Annotated in this window: 19 protein-coding genes; 7 read left to right on the forward strand and 12 right to left on the reverse strand. The window is 31.8% G+C overall.

Annotated features, from left to right (window positions below):
- Positions 1-4 precede the first annotated feature (4 nt).
- The 3 genes from ABMY20_RS13250 to ABMY20_RS13260 are packed head-to-tail and all read right to left on the reverse strand — an operon-like array spanning position 5 to position 1296.
- A complete protein-coding gene (locus tag ABMY20_RS13250; protein WP_047789101.1) occupies positions 5-535 on the reverse strand; it encodes an NAD(P)H-dependent oxidoreductase in 531 nt (176 codons plus the stop codon).
- A complete protein-coding gene (locus ABMY20_RS13255) occupies positions 536-946 on the reverse strand; it encodes an OsmC family protein (RefSeq protein ID WP_047789102.1) in 411 nt (136 codons plus the stop codon). It abuts the gene before it with no gap.
- Complete coding sequence (locus ABMY20_RS13260; protein ID WP_349265532.1) at positions 946-1296, reverse strand: DoxX family protein; 351 nt, start codon at positions 1294-1296, stop codon at positions 946-948. The genes ABMY20_RS13255 and ABMY20_RS13260 overlap by 1 nt, the downstream gene beginning before the upstream one ends.
- A 157-nt stretch (positions 1297-1453) precedes the next feature.
- On the opposite strand from ABMY20_RS13260, the gene ABMY20_RS13265 reads away from it, so the two are divergent.
- Both ABMY20_RS13265 and ABMY20_RS13270 read left to right on the forward strand, forming a co-directional pair.
- Complete coding sequence (locus ABMY20_RS13265) at positions 1454-2413, forward strand: helix-turn-helix domain-containing GNAT family N-acetyltransferase (protein ID WP_349265533.1); 960 nt, start codon at positions 1454-1456, stop codon at positions 2411-2413.
- Positions 2410-2802 carry a cupin domain-containing protein gene (locus tag ABMY20_RS13270; protein WP_253679959.1) on the forward strand — a complete coding sequence of 131 codons (393 nt, stop codon included), beginning with the start codon at positions 2410-2412 and terminating at the stop codon, positions 2800-2802. The genes ABMY20_RS13265 and ABMY20_RS13270 overlap by 4 nt, the downstream gene beginning before the upstream one ends.
- A 192-nt stretch (positions 2803-2994) precedes the next feature.
- On the opposite strand, the gene ABMY20_RS13275 is transcribed toward ABMY20_RS13270, so the two are convergent.
- Together ABMY20_RS13275 and aceB are read right to left on the reverse strand one after the other, a co-directional pair.
- Positions 2995-4626, reverse strand: a complete 1632-nt coding sequence (locus ABMY20_RS13275; protein ID WP_159614786.1) for an isocitrate lyase — start codon at positions 4624-4626, stop codon at positions 2995-2997.
- Positions 4627-4763: 137 nt separating this feature from the next.
- The gene (aceB, locus tag ABMY20_RS13280) at positions 4764-6359 is read right to left on the reverse strand and encodes a malate synthase A (protein WP_349265534.1); all 1596 of its coding nucleotides are present in this window, start codon (positions 6357-6359) and stop codon (positions 4764-4766) included.
- Positions 6360-6514: 155 nt separating this feature from the next.
- Here aceB and ABMY20_RS13285 point away from each other — a divergent pair, with 155 nt between their 5' ends.
- From ABMY20_RS13285 to ABMY20_RS13305, 5 genes are all read left to right on the forward strand, one after another.
- Positions 6515-7993 (forward strand): helix-turn-helix transcriptional regulator, encoded by a 1479-nt coding sequence (locus ABMY20_RS13285; protein WP_167713590.1) that lies wholly within the window; start codon positions 6515-6517, stop codon positions 7991-7993.
- A 58-nt stretch (positions 7994-8051) separates the two neighbouring features.
- Positions 8052-9695 (forward strand): carboxyl transferase domain-containing protein, encoded by a 1644-nt coding sequence (locus ABMY20_RS13290; RefSeq protein WP_253679957.1) that lies wholly within the window; start codon positions 8052-8054, stop codon positions 9693-9695.
- Between the two features lie 15 nt (positions 9696-9710).
- Entirely contained in the window at positions 9711-11702 is a 1992-nt protein-coding gene (locus tag ABMY20_RS13295) for a DUF3352 domain-containing protein (protein ID WP_349265535.1), read from the forward strand.
- Between the two features lie 57 nt (positions 11703-11759).
- Positions 11760-12482, forward strand: coding sequence for a YebC/PmpR family DNA-binding transcriptional regulator (locus ABMY20_RS13300; protein ID WP_099216239.1), 723 nt, complete (start codon positions 11760-11762; stop codon positions 12480-12482).
- A 91-nt stretch (positions 12483-12573) separates the two neighbouring features.
- The gene (locus tag ABMY20_RS13305) at positions 12574-13176 is read left to right on the forward strand and encodes a hypothetical protein (RefSeq protein WP_349265536.1); all 603 of its coding nucleotides are present in this window, start codon (positions 12574-12576) and stop codon (positions 13174-13176) included.
- Between the two features lie 32 nt (positions 13177-13208).
- Here the strand turns inward: ABMY20_RS13305 and ABMY20_RS13310 are convergent, their stop codons facing one another.
- The 7 genes from ABMY20_RS13310 to ABMY20_RS13340 form a co-directional block, all read right to left on the reverse strand.
- On the reverse strand, positions 13209-14984 hold the full coding sequence (locus ABMY20_RS13310; RefSeq protein ID WP_349265537.1) for a von Willebrand factor type A domain-containing protein: 1776 nt from the start codon (positions 14982-14984) through the stop codon (positions 13209-13211).
- A gap of 99 nt (positions 14985-15083) precedes the next feature.
- Positions 15084-16139 carry an AMP-binding protein gene (locus ABMY20_RS13315; RefSeq protein ID WP_349265538.1) on the reverse strand — a complete coding sequence of 352 codons (1056 nt, stop codon included), beginning with the start codon at positions 16137-16139 and terminating at the stop codon, positions 15084-15086.
- 13 nt (positions 16140-16152) lie between these two features.
- Positions 16153-17097: a CPBP family intramembrane glutamic endopeptidase gene (locus tag ABMY20_RS13320; protein WP_349265539.1), complete on the reverse strand. Its 945-nt coding sequence runs from the start codon at positions 17095-17097 to the stop codon at positions 16153-16155.
- A gap of 2 nt (positions 17098-17099) precedes the next feature.
- On the reverse strand, positions 17100-18137 hold the full coding sequence (locus ABMY20_RS13325; RefSeq protein WP_349265540.1) for an o-succinylbenzoate synthase: 1038 nt from the start codon (positions 18135-18137) through the stop codon (positions 17100-17102).
- A gap of 11 nt (positions 18138-18148) precedes the next feature.
- Entirely contained in the window at positions 18149-18667 is a 519-nt protein-coding gene (locus ABMY20_RS13330) for an SRPBCC family protein (protein ID WP_167713584.1), read from the reverse strand.
- Positions 18668-18695: 28 nt separating this feature from the next.
- Positions 18696-19373 carry a metal-dependent hydrolase gene (locus ABMY20_RS13335; RefSeq protein WP_047789115.1) on the reverse strand — a complete coding sequence of 226 codons (678 nt, stop codon included), beginning with the start codon at positions 19371-19373 and terminating at the stop codon, positions 18696-18698.
- A gap of 4 nt (positions 19374-19377) precedes the next feature.
- Positions 19378-20196, reverse strand: coding sequence for a DUF4349 domain-containing protein (locus ABMY20_RS13340; protein ID WP_167713583.1), 819 nt, complete (start codon positions 20194-20196; stop codon positions 19378-19380).
- Positions 20197-20198: the final 2 nt, after the last annotated feature.

Below are 20198 nucleotides of genomic sequence, written 5' to 3' on the forward strand. Positions count from 1 at the left end.
ATGTTTATACTGCTTTTTGGAAAGTTGTAACTGCTTCTTTTATTTTTTCATTAAACTCCTCATTTACAATCCTTCCGTCATTAAAGTTATCATAAAATTTCGGTAAAGAAAAATCTGCTATAACATTTGCTCCCATATGAGGAAATCCATTTTTAGCTATTGCCATTGACGACGCCCCTCCTCTACCTCCAGGAGAAGTTGATAATAATAGCATTGGTTTATTATGCCATATTTTTTGTTCTATACGCGACATCCAGTCTATAATATTCTTAAAAGCTACCGTAAAATTACCATTATGTTCTGCTAACGATACAGCTATTCCATCTGCTTCTTTAATTTTTTCTAGAAATATTGCGGCATTTTCTGGTACACCTTCTTCTATTTCTTTATCTATTCCATAAATAGGTAATGGATAATCGTTTAAATCTAATACTGAAACTTCAATTCCACCTAATAAGCTAGAAGCATATGTTACTAATTGTTTGTTTATTGATTTTTTGCTGTTACTACCTGCGAAAGCGATTATTTTTTTCATCTATGTTGTTATTTTTGACTCAATTTCTGTTTCACCTTTCACCATTTTAGCTACTGGGCATTTACCTGCTATTTCTAATAGTTTAGTATGCTGCTCTTCTGTAACTTCTTTTTCGAATGAAATTTCTTCTACTAATGATTTTTTAATTCCTTCTGGAGTTAATTGTTCTTTTTGGCTAACATTTACTGTAACTTTTCCTAAGTCCCATCCTTTCCTCTCTGCATACATTCTCAAAGTAATAGACACACATCCACCAATTGCAGTTAGTAAATATTCTACTGGAGTTGGTCCATTATCGTCTCCTCCTTTGTCTAAAGGCTCATCAATAACAGCAAAATGATTTCTCATTTTTGCTTCTGCTAAGTAATTTCGGTCAGTTAAAGTAACTGTTGCTGTTGGATTGTTGCTCATTATATTTTTTTACTATAAATATACGAAACTATTAATAGTACGATTGCTATTACAGCTCCTGTTTGTTCTCCATCACCAATCATAAAATGAGCAAAAAAAGCTAGAATAAATGCAAAGAAAAAACCTGCATACGCCCATTCATTTAAAAACTTTCCTCTAAAAAACCATAAAGCTATTAAACCTAACAGCTTAGCTACTGCATATGGGTAAATAATGTATGTTGGGTACCCAAATGCTGTAAACATTTTAGCTACTTCTGCATGATTTAAAAAATACATTCCAGCTGAAAAAAACATTAATAATGTTAATAACCCTGTAGCTACATAAAAAATAATTTTATCTCTTTTCATTTGTTTGTTGTTAAAATTTATTTACAAATATATAAAAATATTTTATTATTTTCCATGGCAAATATCACCTAGACACTTATTAAAATTAATATGTAAGTGATTCAAATCAAAAAAACACATATATTTGTATTTATATAAGTACTTATATTTATTAAAAATGGACGCACTTAAAGGATTAGGAGAAATTGGATTAGGTTCTAGATTAAAAAGGACTAGCGAATACATGATGCGCGAAACACAATTGGTGTACGATGAGTTTAATATTGATTTTGACCCTTACCTATTTCCTACTTTTAAAATTATAAAAAACAAAGATGGTGTTACTAATACTGAGATTACCAACAGTTTAAAAACATCGCAGCCTGCTACTACTCAAGCTATTAATAAGCTTCATAAAAAAGGACTTATCTCCCTTAAAGAAGACAAATTGGATAAGCGAAAAAAAGTTGTTTTTGTTTCTAACAAAGGAAAGCAACTCATAGAAAATGTAACTCCTATATGGAACAGCATTGAACACACTATTAAAGAGTACACTAATATAAAGTCTGAATCACTAACTGAACTTATAAATGAATTAGAGGCTAAGTTTAATGAAAAGTCTTTCAGCAAAGCTATTATAGAACACATAAAAATGAATACAACACAAAATACTATAGCAATTACCACGTTTAAGGAAGAATACAGCTCATCTTTTTATAACCTGAATATTGAATGGTTACAAACATTTTTCTACGTAGAACCTTATGATGAGGAAGTTTTAAGCAATCCTCACAAATATATTATTGACAAAGGAGGACATATTTTCTTTGCTAAATTAAATAATGAAGTTGTAGGTACTGTTGCTTTAATGCCTATGAGTGAACCTAATATTTATGAATTAACAAAAATGGCTGTTTCACCAAAACACAGGGGTTACAAAATAGGACAACAACTCATGCAACATTGTATTGATTTTGCAAAAGACAAACAGTTTGATAAATTGGTTTTATACTCAAACACGAAACTTGAAAACGCTATTTACATTTATAGAAAATTCGGCTTTTTAGAAATTCCTGTGGAAGAAGACTGCCCATACGAACGTTGTAATATTAAAATGGAATTAAAAACAAAGTCTTGATAACTTACGATATGGATACTACTCAAACAATTAACATCCTACAGGAAGCTGAAAAATTGAAAAATTACTTTTCTCCTAAAATAATTTCTGAAGTTAACAATGAATATGTTAAACTCGCCAAAATTAAAGGGGAAGATATTCCGTGGCATAATCATGAAAACGAAGATGAGCTTTTTTATATTATCGATGGAAGTCTTTTAATGGAAATAGAAAATCAACCTAGTTTTACGATGAAAAAAGGTGATTTATTTGTAGTTCCTAAAGGTGTAAATCACAGAGTTAGTTCTTCGGAAGATTGTTTAATTATGCTTATCGAAACAAAATCTACCAAACACACTGGTGATGTAATAACTCCTATCACTAAATCTATTGATAATCAAAAATATTAAAGCCCTTATAAAGGCTTTTTCATTAAAGTAAAAAGCTCTCTTTTAAAAAGAGAGCTAACTACATCAAAATAAAATTTACAACTGCTAATTATAAACTCATACTATCAAATTAGTAAGTAAAATTCCTGCTATGCAAACAAACAATTGAAACAAACCAAACATAACAGGAAGTTTACAAACAACTAAGATTTTTTATACTGCTACTGCACTTTCTTCTTCTATCCCTTTATCTTTTGCCCCTACTTCAAATTGATTAGATGTATTCTTTTCTCCACTAGCTTTTAACGCTTTATCTCCAGCAAAAAATGTTTTATGGTCGTCTCCTAAATCAGAACCAGCCATTCGTTGATGCTTTACACACGAAACTCCTTTTCTAATTTCTTGTCGTTGCACTCCTCTTACATACGCTAACATTCCATCTTCTCCGAAATAACCTTCTGTTAAATCATTCATATGTAGCGCTGTTGTATGGTATGTTGGTAAGGTGATTAAATGATGGAAAATACCTGCTTCTCTTGCCCCATCTATTTGGAAAGTACGGATTTTCTCATCCGCTCTATGACACAATTCTGTACCATCATAAGCCGCATTCATTAAATTATTTCTGTCGTACCCTGTCATGTTTTCTCCTTCTGCAACCATTTCATCATACACTTGATTACGGAAGTTTAACGTCCAATTGAACGATGGTGAATTGTTGTATACCAATTTCGCATTTGGTATTACTGCTCTCACTCTATTTACCATATTAGCTATTTGACCAACGTGTGGTGTAGGTGTTTCAATCCATAACAAATCGGCTCCATTTTGCAAACTTGTAATACAATCTAGCACTACCCTATCAATATTCGTTCCTTCTCTAAACTTATACAAACCATTAGCCAAACGTACAGGACGCACTAGCTTTCCATCACGTTTTAGTAATACATCATCTTCTTTTGCTTCATCAATTGTAATTTCTTCAGCTTCTACAAAGGCTAAATATTGAGAAGCTAAATCTCCTGGTTCTTGACTTACAGGTAATTTTTGAGTTAATCCTGCTCCTTCCGAATCGGTTCTTGCTACTATAACTCCATCTTCTACTCCTAACTCTAAAAAGGCGTATCGAATTGCATTTAATTTTGCTATAAAGTCTTCGTGTGGCACGGTTACTTTTCCATCTTGATGCCCACATTGTTTAGCATCTGAAACTTGATTTTCTATCTGAATAGCACAAGCACCAGCCTGAATCATTTTTTTAGCTAACAAATACGTAGCTTCTTCATTTCCAAAACCAGCATCAATATCAGCAATAATTGGAACTATATGTGTTTCAAAATTATCAATTTCACTCTGTACATCTTCTCCGTTTTCTAATCTTCTAAATAAATCGTTTAATTCAATAGCATCTGCTTGACGTAGAAAATCATAAATCTCCTCAATTAACGCAGGAACTGCTGTTTTTTCATGCATCGATTGATCTGGTAATGGACCAAACTCTGAGCGCAAAGCAGCTACCATCCATCCTGAAAGATATAAATAACGTTTACTTGTTGTTTTGTGATGTTTTTTTACTGCAATCATTTTTTGTTGTGCTACAAATCCGTGCCAGCACCCCAATGACTGTGTATAATTAGATGAATCTGCATCGTAAGCCGCCATATCTTCTCTCATAATTGCAGCGGTATATCTAGCGATATCTAAACCTGTTTTAAAGCGGTTCTGCGCTACCATTCTAGCAGCATTCTCTGGAGAAACTGAATTCCAAGTTGATCCAAACTTTTTCTTTAATTCTTTCACTGTTTGTAAAGCAGAACTATAATTAGCGTGTGCTAAATTTTTCATAATTTTGTAATTGATAAGGTTATTAATTTTTATTGATAGCTTGCCCTCTTAAATGTTGCCGCATTTTTGAGGGCTTTTTTCTCGATAATCGAGATTTAAATATTTCAAGTTTAGTCTTTAATTTAAATTGCTTTTCTCTATAAATATTTATATGCCGGTAAGGTTAAGAACTCTACAAATTCTTTGTTTAAAATCAACTCGTCAAATAATTGAATAGCTAACTCAAACTTTCCGTTATTGTATCTGTCTTCACCTACATAACTTTTTATTTTTTTTAATTCTTCTTTTTTAAATTGCTCATACATTCCCTCTGTAAACGTTCTACCATCTTCAAGCATTACGTTTTTATGTAACCATTGCCATACTTGTGTTCGAGATATTTCAGCAGTTGCTGCATCTTCCATTAAATTATACAAGGCAGCTGCTCCTTGTCCCATTAACCACGACTCTACATACAAAATACCAACATTAATATTTTCTCGTATTCCTTGCTCAGTAATAGTACCTTCTGGTAATTCTACTAAATCTTTTTCTGTAATTGTTAGATCTTCTAGCTTTTTATCTATCTGATTCGCATTGGGCATTGTTGTATTAAAAACGTCCATTGCAATTGCTACTAAACCAGGATGCGCCACCCAAGTTCCGTCATGACCATTCCTAACTTCTTGCTCCTTATCTTTCTTAACCTTTGCAAAAGCTTCTTTATTTAACGCTTCGTTATTCTTTACTGGAATTTGTGCAGCCATCCCTCCCATAGCATGTACACCTCGTTTGTGACACGACTGAATAACTCGTAACGAATACGCCTTCATAAATGGGCTACTCATGGTTACTTGTGAACGGTTTGGCACAATAAAACCAGAATGATTTCTGAACTTTTTAATGTATGAAAAGATATAATCCCAACGACCACAATTTAAGCCAGCCATATGATCTTTTAACTCATAAATAATTTCATCCAACTGAAAACTTGCCGTAATTGTTTCTATTAATACTGTTGCTTTAATGGTTTTTTGTGGTACCTCCATATACTCTTGTGCAAATACAAAAACATCATTCCACCAACGTGCTTCTTTGTAGTGCTCTAGTTTAGGTAAATAAAAATAGGTTGCACTTCCTTGCTCTCGTAAGGTTTTGATATTATGGAAAAAGTACAATCCAAAATCAACCAAAGAACCTGACATTTCTACACCATCAATCAACAAATGTTTTTCATTTAAATGCAATCCTCTTGGTCTTACTAACAAGGTAGCTACTTTGTCTTTCAACTCATAGCTTTTATCTTTTGCAGTGTTGTAAAATGAAATTGTTTTATTTACTGCATCTCGTAAGTTTACCTGACCATCTAAAATATTTTGAATTGTAGGTGAATTACTATCTTCAAAATCTGCCATAAACGTTTTTGCTCCAGAATTTAAAGCATTGATAATCATTTTACGCTCTACTGGCCCTGTTATTTCTACTCTCCTATCTAACAAATCTTCAGGTAACGGAGCACATACCCAATCGCTCTCTCTTATCTCTTTCGTTTCCAAAGGAAAAGAAGGGTAGTTTCCTGCATCAAAATAAGCTTGTTCGATTTCTCTTTCAGCTAATAATTGAAGTCTTTGAGGATTAAATTTTTCTTGAAGTTGAATTAAAAATGCTTTGGCTTCATTGGTCAAAACACTTTTATACTCGGTTTGATCAAAACCTACACATTGAATTTCTTTTGCTAAAACATCTTGATTCATATCTATTTATTTTTTACTTATTGATTGACAGTTCAATATTAAAAAAAAGAACTCAAACAAAAAAGCGAACGTTCGCTAAAAACATATAAATTACAAATTTTTATTAATTCGCTAATTTTTATACCTTTGAATTACGAATATTTTAATAAAACACATTGGAAGAAGAATATATCAGATTAGTTTTTGGGTTAAAACTGAAACAAATACGTACAGATAAAAATCTATCACTCTTTGGATTAGCTAAACTAACAGGATTATCAAAATCGTATTTAAACGAAATTGAGAAAGGAAAAAAGTATCCAAAAACTGATAAAATTGTTATTCTTTCTGAGAAGCTAGAAGTACCTTATGATCATTTGGTATCTCTAAAATTAGATAAAAACCTAGCCCCTATTGGTGAAATTTTACAATCGAAAATTTTAAAAGAGATTCCTCTTGACCTATTTGGTATTAAAGAAAATAATCTAATTGACATCATTGCCAATGCTCCTGCAAAGGTTAATGCTTTTATAAGTACCATTATTAAGATTTCTCAAAACTACAATTTAACAAGAGAGAGCTTTTTTCTTGCTGCATTACGTTCGTACCAAGAAGCACACAACAACTATTTTGAGGATATTGAAACAAAGGTTACAGATTTTATTAAGGCTTATCAAATAAATCCAAACAAACCTATTTCTTCAAAAGACTTAGAAGAAATTTTAATTGAAGAATACGGTTATACGATTGATAGCGAAGAACTATCTAAACATCAAAAATTATCTGAATTAAGAAACATCTATATTCCAAAAAACAAAACACTTCTTATATATAACGATATAAACGAAGCACAGAGAACATTCATTTTTGCTAAAGAAATAGCTTATAATTATTTACAAATTGAAAACAGGTTATATACATTTCCATGGATTAAATTTGACAGTTTTGATGAAGTATTAAATAATTTTGTAGCTTCTTACTTTGCAGGTGCTTTAATTATTCCGAAAGATGATTTAATTCAAAAACTAACACAACTTTTTTCTTTAAAAACTTGGCAACCTATACAATTGCACAAAATTATTAGAAGTTATAATTGTTCAGACGAAACGTTTTATCAACGTTTAACGAACATTTTACCAAGACACTTTAATATTAAAAACCTATTCTTTTTACGTTTTACTCATAAAGAAGGTTCTCTGGCACATAGACTTTCTAAAGAACTACATATTACACAACAACAGTCTCCTCACGCCAATCGTAACAATGAACATTATTGCAGAAGATGGATTGCCATTAAAACAATTCAGGATTTAGAAATTTCAGAAGAAAAAAAATCTGCTTACGGAATTCAAATTTCGTCGTACGAAAATTCTCAAAAGGAGTATTTAGTTCTTTCTGCAGCTACTGCCGATCCTTTTAAAGAAAAAATTAATCGTAGTGTTAGCATAGGTATGTTGCTTTCTCCACACTTAAAAAGAAAAATTCATTTTTTTAATGAAGATACTTTCACTAAAAAAACAGTAGGTGTTACTTGCGAAACATGCGCAGTACAAAACTGTAATGAACGGGTGGCAGAACCTTATATTTTAATAAAACAATCTAGAAATAAAGAAATAGAAAATACTGTTGAAAACATCATTCAATCGTACACCTAAACACCTTGTTTTGTACGTTGTTTTTCTTATTTTAGCACACGCAAACAAATAACTTACCATGGATCTTAACTTCAACAAAAACGAAGACCACAATAAACTTTTAGTATCAGATTTACGTAGACGCTTAACCAAAGTTAAATTAGGCGGTGGACAAAAACGTATTGACAAACATCATGAGAAAGGAAAATTAACAGCTCGTGAACGTATTGATTATTTATTAGACGATAAGTCTAAGTCTATCGAAATTGCTGCTTTTGCAGGTGAAGACATGTATCAAGAACATGGTGGATGTCCTTCAGGTGGTGTGGTTGTAAAAATGGGATATGTTAGCGGTAAGCAATGTATTGTTGTTGCTAACGATGCTACCGTAAAAGCAGGTGCTTGGTTCCCAATTACAGGAAAGAAAAATTTAAGAGCTCAAGAAATAGCAATTGAAAATAAACTACCTATTATTTATTTGGTAGATTCTGCTGGGGTTTATTTACCAATGCAGGATGAAATTTTTCCTGATAAAGAACACTTCGGAAGAATTTTTAGAAACAATGCGGTAATGAGTAGCATGGGAATTACCCAAATTGCTGCCGTTATGGGAAGTTGTGTTGCTGGTGGTGCTTACTTACCTATTATGAGTGATGAAGCACTTATTGTAGACAAAACAGGAAGTATTTTCTTAGCGGGTAGTTATTTAGTTAAGGCCGCTATTGGTGAAACTATTGATAATGAAACATTAGGTGGAGCAACTACACATTGTGAAGTATCTGGGGTTACCGATTATAAAGCAAAAGATGATAAAGATGCTTTAGATACCATTAAAAACTTAATGGATAAAATTGGAGATTATGACAAAGCTGGATTTAATCGTAAAGAAGCTTTTCCTCCAAAAGAAAATGAAGATGATATTTTCGGAATTTTACCAAAAGCTCGTAATGAGCAATACGACATGATGGAAATCATCAAGCGTTTGGTTGATAATTCTGAATTTGAAGAATACAAAGCAGGCTATGGCCAAACCATTATTACTGGATATGCTCGTATTGATGGATGGGCAGTAGGTATCGTTGCTAACCAACGTAAAATTGTAAAATCAAAAGGAGCAAAAACCAAACCTAGCGAAATGCAATTTGGTGGGGTAATTTATAACGATTCAGCTGATAAAGCTACTCGATTTATTGCCAACTGTAACCAGAAAAAAATCCCGTTAGTTTTCTTACAAGATGTTACTGGGTTTATGGTAGGAAGTAAATCTGAACATAGCGGAATTATTAAAGACGGAGCCAAAATGGTGAACGCTGTTAGTAACTCTGTAGTTCCTAAATTTACGGTAGTTATTGGTAACTCTTACGGTGCAGGAAATTACGCTATGTGTGGTAAAGCCTATGACCCTCGTCTTATTTTTGCATGGCCAAGTGCTGAACTAGCTGTGATGAGTGGAGCCTCTGCTGCCAAAGTATTACTACAAATTGAAACAGCTGCTTTAAAGAAAAAAGGAGAAGAAATTACTCCTGAAAAGGAAGCAGAATTATTTGATAAAATTAAATCGAGATACGATAATCAAATATCTCCTTACTATGCTGCTGCAAGAATTTGGACTGATGCTGTAATTAACCCTCTAGACACCAGAACATGGATTTCTATGGGGATAGAAGCTGCTAACCACGCTCCTATTGAAAAGCCTTTTAATTTAGGAGTTTTACAAGTTTAAAACACAGAAAACAGCATGAAGAGGAAAGTGTTTTGGGGCATTATTGCCCTTGTTATAGGCTTTGTAATCTATCAAGTGTATATTTTCACCTTATCTGAAAATGATAATATCAAGTCTATTTACCTAGTTCCTGATGATGCTGTTTTCATAGTTGATACTGAAAGGCCTATTGACACTTGGGATGAAATAAGCTCAAGTGAAATTTGGACGCATCTTCAAAAGAATCAACAAATCAATAAACTATCTGAAGGCCTCCATAGTTTAGATGAAACTTTTAAAGCAAAAAAGGAAATTTTTGACTTTATTGGGGAACGTAATCTGGTTATTTCAGTACATGTATTTAGCCCTAGAAAATATGGGTTATTATACGTTGCGGATTTACAAAAATTCTCTAAGCTTATTTTTCTAAAAAGAGCTATTAGCAATTTAGCTGGAGAAGACTATAAGGTAACGAAACGAGTATATAAAGAGCACGAAATTATAGAACTATATAATAAGAAGACTAGAGAAACTTTACACCTTTCTTTTATTAAAAACCAAGTTATAGCTTCTTATACTCACCTTTTGGTTGAACAATCAATTGACCAATACTTGAATCCTGTTATTGGACGAGATATAAATTTTATAGAAATAAAAAAGAAAACAGATACTGATGGATTTTTTAATATCTATTTACAACATAAATATCTAAAAGACTATTTAAATTGTTTTACCAGTTCTAGCAATTTAGATTTTTTAAATAAAGAAGCATTCTTCTACTCTGGTTTAGATATATCCATTGTGGAAGGAGTTATTGTTCAAGCTACTGGTTACACAAACGTTGACACTAATTCACAAACTTATTTAAAGGTATTACAAAAGTCTGGGGCTGGTAAGCGTAGCGTTGCTAAAGTAGCTCCAAAGAACACCTCTTTATACCTTAGTTTTGCTTTTGATGATTTTAAAACATTCAATAGCAATTTAGAAAAGCTTCAACAAGAAAATCCTGCTGATTTTAAGGTGTATTCTGATCAACTTGCGATGATTGAGGATAAATTAGATATTAATGTTTCTGAAAACATTTATAGTTGGATTGGTAGTGAAATAGCTTTAATTCATTTTAACACTGAGCTTTCAAAAAACAAGAAAGATATCGCTGCTATTATTAAAGCTGATGATATTGATGATGCTAAAGAAAATCTTCAGCTTGTCCTTTCAAAAATTAAAGAAAATACCCCTTTAAAATACAAGCAAATCGATTACAGAGGTTATCCTATTAACTTTTTTGATTTAAAAGGATTCTTTAAAATGTTAGCAGGAAACATGTTTTCTAAGATGGAGAAACCTTACTTTACCATTATTGATGATTTTGTAGTTTTTAGTACTAGTCCAAATACTATTAAAGAAATTATTAACAACCACTTAATAGGATACACCCTAGAAAACTCTGAAAAATTCGATGATTTTAATTATCATTTTGAGAAAAAATCTAGTGTCTTTGCTTATGTAAACACTCCAAATTCCTACAAAGATCTTTTAAGTTTAGTTGATAACAAAACTCGACGTGAACTTCAAAAAAACAAACCTTATATTACTTGCTTTTCACAAATTGGAATGCAGCTAATTGCTTCTGATGACTTATTTGAAAGTAATATTTCTCTTGTTTTTGAAAATCCTAAAAACATTGATACAAACACTAAAAAAGATAAAGAATTAAGAGAGAAACTACTATTAGAGTTAGCTCCCTACAAAGATTCTACAAGTACTCAAAATTCCACAACATTTTTTAAGCTTCCGCCAATACATCCTTCTGACCTAAGCGCTAAATCATACAAAGAGTTTTATAAAAACGGAAAACTAAAATTTGAAGTTGATTTAGAAGATGGCTTAAAAGATGGTTCTTATAAGTCCTATTATGAAAACGGAAACGTAAAAGTTAAAGGGCATTATAAAAATGATAAGAAAAGTGGAACTTGGAAAGCTTATGATAAACAAACAGGGGATGTAATTTTCAAAAAACATTTTTAATTGCAATATTTTATAGCATTAGTTACATTTGCCAAGCAAAATTAAAACAGAATACACATGGGAAGAGCATTCGAATTTAGGAAAGCAAGAAAGATGAAACGTTGGTCAGCTATGGCTAAAACCTTTACTCGTATTGGTAAAGATATCGTTATGGCAGTTAAAGAAGGTGGTCCAAACCCCGAAACCAACTCTCGTTTACGTGTTGTAATTCAAAATGCAAAGGCTGCCAACATGCCTAAAGATAATGTTGAGCGCGCTATTAAAAAAGCATCTGATAAAAGTACTGAAAACTATAAAGAAGTATTATTTGAAGGATATGCTCCTCATGGAATTGCTGTTTTAGTAGAAACTGCTACTGATAATAATAACCGTACAGTAGCTAATGTACGTGCTGCTTTTAACAAGTGTAACGGAAATTTAGGAACTTCTGGATCAGTTGCTTTTATGTTTGACCACGTAGTTAACTTTAAAGTAAAAGAAGATTCCTTAGGAATGGATTTAGAAGAGTTTGAAATGGAAATGATCGACTTTGAAGTTGAAGAGGTTTTTGCCGACGAAGAAGATAGTTCGGTAATGCTTTATGCTCCTTTTGAACAATTTGGCGCTATTCAAAAATATTTAGAAGAAAATAATATTGAAATTCTTTCTTCTGAATTTGAACGTATACCTACGACCACTACTGCCATTTCTGATGAGCAAAAGGAAGAAGTAAACAAACTTTTAGAAAGGTTGGAAGAGGATGATGACGTAAACAACGTTTATCATTCAATGGAAGAATAACAAACATCTTCTTATTCAAAACATATAAATCCAACGAAAATAATCGTTGGATTTTTTTTATATATTTACTCCAACCAAACCTCTCATAATCATGATTTTCTACGGAACCAAAGGTGCGCATTTACACAGCGAAAAAGTTAGCGGTGTAAAATGTAATCACTGCGAACAGCAAAACGCTCACACCATTAGTATTTTTGGTAAATACTTTTACATTTATTGGATCCCTATTTTTCCTATAGGTAAAAAAGGAGTCTCTGAATGTAATCATTGTAAAGCTACGTACGAACGTAAAAATATGAGCGAACAGTTAAAACTAGCTCACGACAACGTAAAACGAAATGCTAAAACACCTTTTACACATTGGATAGGTTCTTTATTAATGGGAGCTATAATTCTCTTTGGAATCTACTCAGCACAACAGCATGACAAAAATGTTGTTACCTATATTAATTCCCCTCAAGTTAACGATATTGTTGAATACAAATCATCCGACAAAGCCTACTCTACCGTGAAAGTAACAAACGTTACCACCGATTCCATTTTCTTTATAGCCAACTCTATGGAAATAAGCAGAAGAAGTAAACTTTACAAAATAGATAAAGAAGAAAACTATAATGCTGAACGATTCGGAATGAGTTTAATTGATTATAAAAAAGCTTTTGACGCTAAAGATTTTTTAGATGTTGATAGATAAAAAACAGGGCTAAATGCCCTGTTTTTTTATTCTTAATTATACGTTTTCACCAATCTAACAAACTCTGCTTTATAACCATCCTTATCCTCCCCTATTTCTCCTTCTATCAAACTAAGTACATCTTCAATTTTTGAATTATTTTTAAATTTTGATTTACTTAATTGCATTCCAAATAAAGCTACTGCTGAAATAAAATTCATATCATTCGTTGGTGCCAATAGTTCATTTTTAACCGTTTTTACCAACTCTATACTTTTAGTCCCTTTTGGTAATTTATACCTAAACTTCACCGTTAATAATTCATTATTAAAACTATCTAATTGTTTATTTTGAGTATACTTCAATTTGGGTAGTTTCTTCAAAAATTTACTTTTTACTCCTACAGGAATTACTTCATACAATGCTGTTACTGTATGACCACTACCTAACTCACCAGCATCTTTTGTATCATCTACAAAATCTTCATCATTCAACAATCTATTTTCATATCCTATTAAACGATACGCTTGCACTTTTTCTGGATTAAATTCTACCTGAATTTTCACATCCTTTGCAATTGTATATAAAGTACCCCCAAATTCTTTACCAAATACCTTTTGCGCTTCTTGCATCGTGTCGATATACGCATGGTTTCCATTTCCCTTATCTGCTAAAATTTCTAATTTATCATCTTGGTAGTTTCCATAACCAAAACCTAACACTGATAGAAAAACTCCTGATTTTCTTTTTTCCTCTATTAACTCTTCCATTTCAGCATTGCTTGAAGCTCCTACATTAAAATCACCGTCTGTAGCTAAAATAACTCGGTTATTTCCATCTTTTATATAATTTTCCTTTGCTAGTTTGTAAGCTAACTCAATTCCTTCGCCTCCTGCTGTTGAACCTCCTGCTTCTAATTGATTCAAAGCCTCTAATATTGTTTCTTTTTCATTTCCTGAGGTAGGTTTTAAAACTACCCCTGCTGCTCCTGCATATACAACAATTGCTACTTTATCTTTTTCTCTTAACTGATTTACCAATAATTTAAAAGCAGATTTTAATAAAGGTAATTTATTATAATCTGACATAGAGCCTGAAACATCTATCAAAAAAGTTAAGTTTGATGCTGGTAAATTTTCTTGTTTATACTCTTTTCCTTTTAACCCAATTCTTACCAGCTGAGTATCTTTATTCCATGGAGTCGTAACAATTTCTGTAGTGATTGAAAAAGGATGTTCTCCTTTAGGTTGTGGATAGTTATAATCAAAGTAATTAATCATTTCTTCAATCTTAACTGCTTCCTTTGGTATTTTTTGACCGCTATTAATCATTCTTCTTATATTACTGTAAGAAGCTTTATCAACATCAATAGAAAATGTAGACAAGGGAGAGTTTACAGGGCTTTTGAAAATATTTTCACTTCTTCCTGCATACGAATCTCTATTTTCAATTTGATTATGTCCTCTAATGCTAATAGCTCCAGTAGAAAAAGCCTTTTTACCTTTTAAAGTACCGTAACTTGTCACTACAACTTCATCTAATACATTGTCTCCCTTCATTACAACATTTATTACCGGACTTTTTCCTACTGTTTTCATCTCTGTTTTCATTCCTACAAAAGAAAATGCTAAAACATCTCCTTGTGTAGCTGAAATAGAGTATTTACCATCAAAATCAGTTTCAGTTCCAATAGTAGTTCCTTTTACCACAATAGTAACTCCTGGTAACGGACCTGATTCATCTGAAACTATACCTGTAATTGTTCTTTGTTGCGCTGTAAGTGCTATTGAACTCAACAATAGCATTACATAAAATAGTTTTTTAAACATAGCTTTTCGTTTTAAAGTTTACATAAAACTAGTTAACGCTATATTTTTATAAAACCTTAAATGAGTAAACAAGCTTATTAGAAAAGTAAACGATACTTTTTAGTGAGGTAAAATTTTAGCAAGTGTTTTTTTACGTTGGATTTTTTTTGTTTCAGTTTCTATGAATTTATCCACAAAATAAACTGCTTTCGGAATTTCATACTTAGTAAGCCCCAATAGATTTCTAACTTCGTTTGAAATAGCGTCATTTTTCTCTCCTTCTACTATCAAAACTAGCTTCTCTCCTAGTTTTTTATCGTTGATACCTGTAACAAAAAAGCGGTTTGAAATAATTTTAGAGAGTTTTTCTTCTATTTTCTCTGGATGTAGCTTTACTCCTCCTGAATTAATCACGTTGTCATAACGTCCCAACCATTCAAATTCGGTATCAGAAATCAAACGAATTACATCGTTTGTTATAATTTTTTCTTCGGCTACTTTTGGCGCATCAATCACTAAGCAATCTCGATTGTCTTGAGAAAGTTGTACGTTAGGGAGTACCTTATAGTGAGATTTCTCACTATCGTTCGAAATGATATTGTTTAACTTTTTAACAGCAATATGTGTAATTGTTTCTGTCATTCCGTAAGTGGCATAAATTTCAGTTGATTTATTTTGAATAGCTTCAATTAAATCATTTGCTACAACACCTCCTCCTACAATAAGTTTCTTTATTTTATGAATACTAGACAAAGAGCTTCTTAACTGCAAAGGTACCATCGCGGAAAAATCATACTCTTTTAGAATTTCAACTTCAGATGTTGGAGCAACCACATCCATACTCCACCCTAAGGTTAATGCACGAACTAGCATCATTTTCCCAGCAATATAGTCGGTTGATAAGCACAATAAAGCTGTAGTATTTTCTTTTAATCTGAAAAAAGTTCCAGTGGCTTTTGCTGAGTTTATCATAAACTCTTTTTTCAATCGAATTGGTTTAGGTTTTCCCGTAGAACCTGATGTTTGCACTACTACAAAATCTTCTGCATTAAACCAATCTGATAAAAATTGATATACGGAATCGTTTATAGTCTTCGAAAAAGTCAATAAGTCATCTTCATTAGAAAAAGACTTTCCGTTTAACTGAAAACTATTATGAAAGTTTAGATTGTCCACTTTATTTGGAGTACTACTTTGTTGTTATTACTGGTTTCTCTATGTTACCAAATAGTTTTTCTTTCCAATTTTTCCAGCCATATTTTTTTGAGAACAGTAGCAACATTAAAGGATATAAAACAAATACTGGTAAAAACATCTCTATCCCTACCGAAGGATCTGAAGTATCTACAAATAAAGCATCCGTTTGAAAAACGGTCCAATCTGTAGTTACCAAGAATGCAGCTACAATATTATTAATAGCATGTAAACCTAATGCTAATTCTGTTCCTTCATCCATTAGTGTGGTAATTCCGAAAAAGAAACCTGTTCCTATATAAAAAACCATTGAAATATACCCTAGCTTCTCTACTTCTGGGTTTGCTCCGTGGAGTAAACCAAACGCTACAGAAGTTACTATTAATGGAACCCATCTGTTTTTAAACCAAGTACCAAGTCCTTGCATAAAATACCCTCTAAAAAGTAATTCTTCAAAACTCGTTTGAATGGGTAAAAACAAAAACGATACTATCATTAAAGTAAAAAAAGGCAGAGGTTTAAAATTCCATGTATAATTTTCAGAAGCTAAAAGAATCTCAGAAGATACTACTAGTACAGATAGTATTCCCCATACAAAGAAACCAAACCAAAAGCGATTCCAATCTATTTTATTTCTACTTGTTATAACTGTTTTTATAGCTCTTTTATGAATGTATTTTACTCCTAAAAACAATGAAACTAACCCAACGGCAAACATCACCACCATCATAAATAAAAACAAGTTTTTATTTATTCCTAAGCTCATAAAGCTATCATCTGCTGCTCTTAAAAACTCACTTGTACTTTCAGAATGTAAAATTGCAGTTACAGCTAAAGGAATTACACCTATAAACTGCCACCCAAATAAAACTATAAAAATAACTAGTAAGTATAAGTACCACTGGTTTTCTCCTTTATATGCTTGTTGTATAAAATTCATTGTTATATATTAAAGAGCCAGTTTTTATTCGTATTGTATCCCAAACTTCCATTTGAAACTTCCAACGGACTTTCAAAATTGTTTGTAAACAAACTACCTGTTCCTAAACCTTGTGGTAACGGATTATTTAACGTATGTGTCCATTGTGCTATTGCATTTAATCCTATATTGCTTTCCAAAGCACTGGTTATCCAATTACCTGCGTTATGGTTGGATGCTATTTGAATCCATTCGTTACTTCCTTTAAACCCTCCTACCAAACTAGGTTTTAAAATAATGTATTGAGGTTGAATTGTAGCTATACATTTTTCTTTCTCTTTTAAAGAAAATACACCTATTAATTCTTCATCAAGCGCAATTGGTAATGGAGTTTTTTCACATAAACTTGCCATTTCTTGCCATTGTCCTTGTTTTATTGGTTGCTCTATAGAGTGTAATTCTAACTCAGATAGTCTTTGTAACTTTTCTAAGGCACTTTGTGGTAAAAATGCTCCATTGGCATCTACACGAAGTTCTATTTCCTTGGCTGAAAATTCTTTTCGTATTGATTGTAACAAAGCTATCTCTGTATCGAAATCAATCGCTCCTATTTTCATTTTTATGGTAGTAAAACCTTGTTGCAACTTATCTTTTATTTGTTGCTGCATAAAGGCTTTATCTCCCATCCAAATTAATCCGTTTATAGAAATTTGTTGTTGTCCTTTAGTAAAGTCAGAAGGAAATAATTCAAACGGTGTTTTGCTTTCTAAGGATAAAAATGCTTGTTCTAATCCAAACTGTATCGATGGGAACTCTATGAGTTCAAATAATAATTTCTCTAAGCCAGAATTAATATTGTTACACACCCACTGTAATTTCTCTTCATAATTAGGTTTATCATCAGCACTTAAACCTCTGAACAAACCGCATTCTCCAAAACCTTTCTTTCCTTCTTTTTCTAAAATTATAAACCAAGTTTCTTTAGTTCTTAAAATTCCACGAGAAGTACCACTTGCTTGTTTAAAATTCAGTAAGTATTTATGGTAGGTAGCTTTTATCAATTGTAAGTGTTTTAATTATGAGCTTCAGATGCTTTTTTAAAGTTCTCTAAATATTGTTGACTCATTTTTTTAAGAGTTCCTTTAAAGTACGGGAATAAACAACTCATTATATACGATTCACTAATACAGGTAGTAGTTTGTAATATCTTAGTTGAGTTTCCTTCTGAAATAAATGTATAATCATCTGTTTTTAGCATATTTTCTGCATCAAAGTGAAGAGTAAGTTTTTCATTTTCTTTATACGCTAATACTTCTTCTGTCATAGTTACCAATTTACCTTGATTTTCAACAACCACTTTATATTTACTACCTGTTTTATTAGGTTGTTCTTCTAGAGTTTCAATTGATTTCACCTCTGGCATCCATTTTTTCATCAATTCTTCATCCTGAAAATCCGAAAAAACTTCATTTACTGGCTTGTTAATTGTTATTTTATTGGTATAAACAACTTCTTGTACTACTAATCCTGTTAAGAAAAATGCTAGAATTAAGACTGTTATTACTCCTAAAATTATTTTGATTATTTTCATATATATAATACCTCTCCAAAAAGGCTACCTAAATAGTTATTGTTTGTCCAATTTCTAAAATCACTAATTCTTTTTTTGCTTGTGAAAACTTTTCTTTAGCTTCTTCTATATCTATTTTTATAGGAGGAAAGGTGTTGAAATGACACCCTATTACTTTATCACAAATTACTAAGTCGCTGGCTATGATAGCATCGTCAACTCCCATGGTAAAATTATCACCAATCGGAAATATTGAAGCTGTTAAGTTTGTTGACATCGGTATTAGCTTCATATCCATAGTTACTGCTGTATCACCAGAAATATACAAGGATTTTTCTCCTGCTGTTACTACAAACCCTCCTGGTTGCCCTCCATAACTTCCATCTGCAAATGAAGAAGTGTGAATAGCATTTACATACTTTGCAGAAAACACATCATTTTTATATGTACCTCCATGATTTACTGGATGTCCTTTGAGTTTTTTCGTTTCATAATACATTACTATTTCGTAATTAGAAATTATTGTAGCTCCTGTTCTTTCTGCTATGCGTTCTACATCTAATACATGATCTTGATGCGCATGTGTAAGTAAAATATAATCTGCTTTTACTTTATCTACATCTATATTTGATGCTAGAGGGTTTCCTGTTATAAAAGGGTCAACTAACACATGTGTTCCGTTAATTTCAATACCAAAACATGCGTGACCGTAAAAAGTAATTTTCATGTATTTATTCTTTTCGTTTAATTCGTTTCTTTATGAGTATTATTAATAAAACTATTAAAAGTATAAATGGCCAAATGTTTACCAAACCGATAAAAAACCATTTTATATTGTCTATTCCGTTGGCAAAAGCATCTGCTATACGTCTTCCAAAAGTTTTTGAATAAGCTTTACTTACTTCTTCTTTATAAAATCGAATTGTTAGGGTTGAGAAAGACACTTGATTTTGTAAGTATTTCAAACGTCCTTCCATCGATTCTATTTCAGACCTTACATTTGTTAATTCTCGCTCAACTTCTAAAATTTCTTTTACTGAACTAGCCTTTTTTAGTATTTCGCTATATCGTTGTTCTAATTCTTTTTTTACCTTCAAACGTGCTTGTACATCCAAAAATTGCTCTGTTACATCGTTAACAGAGATATTCTTATTATCAAACCTTGCTACTTTTGATGAAATCTCATTTAAAAAAGTATCAAAACTTTCTGAAGGAATTCGAACCGTTAAATTTGAAGTAATATTTTGAGAAGATTTGTACTCGTTATCAGCAGAAATGTATCCGTTATATTTTTTTACTGCTTGCTCTATATAATTTCTTGTTTCTAATAAATTATCTGTTTCAAAAGAAATATCTCCTGTTTTAATAAGTTTTCTTTCAATTGTTACTTCTTTATTCTCTGATGCAACTTCTGATGCTTCTACAATTTCTTTGGTAATGTCAAAATTTCCTGAAGTTTTAAGCTCTCCATAAGAGGTTGGATTCGCTCCTTTACTATTACAGCTAATAAATAATAGAAACGTTCCGAAAAAAACTAAAATAGTTCTCATAG

The sequence above is a fragment of the Tenacibaculum sp. SSH1-16 genome (assembly GCF_040104435.1).
Lineage (GTDB): Bacteria > Bacteroidota > Bacteroidia > Flavobacteriales > Flavobacteriaceae > Polaribacter > Polaribacter mesophilus.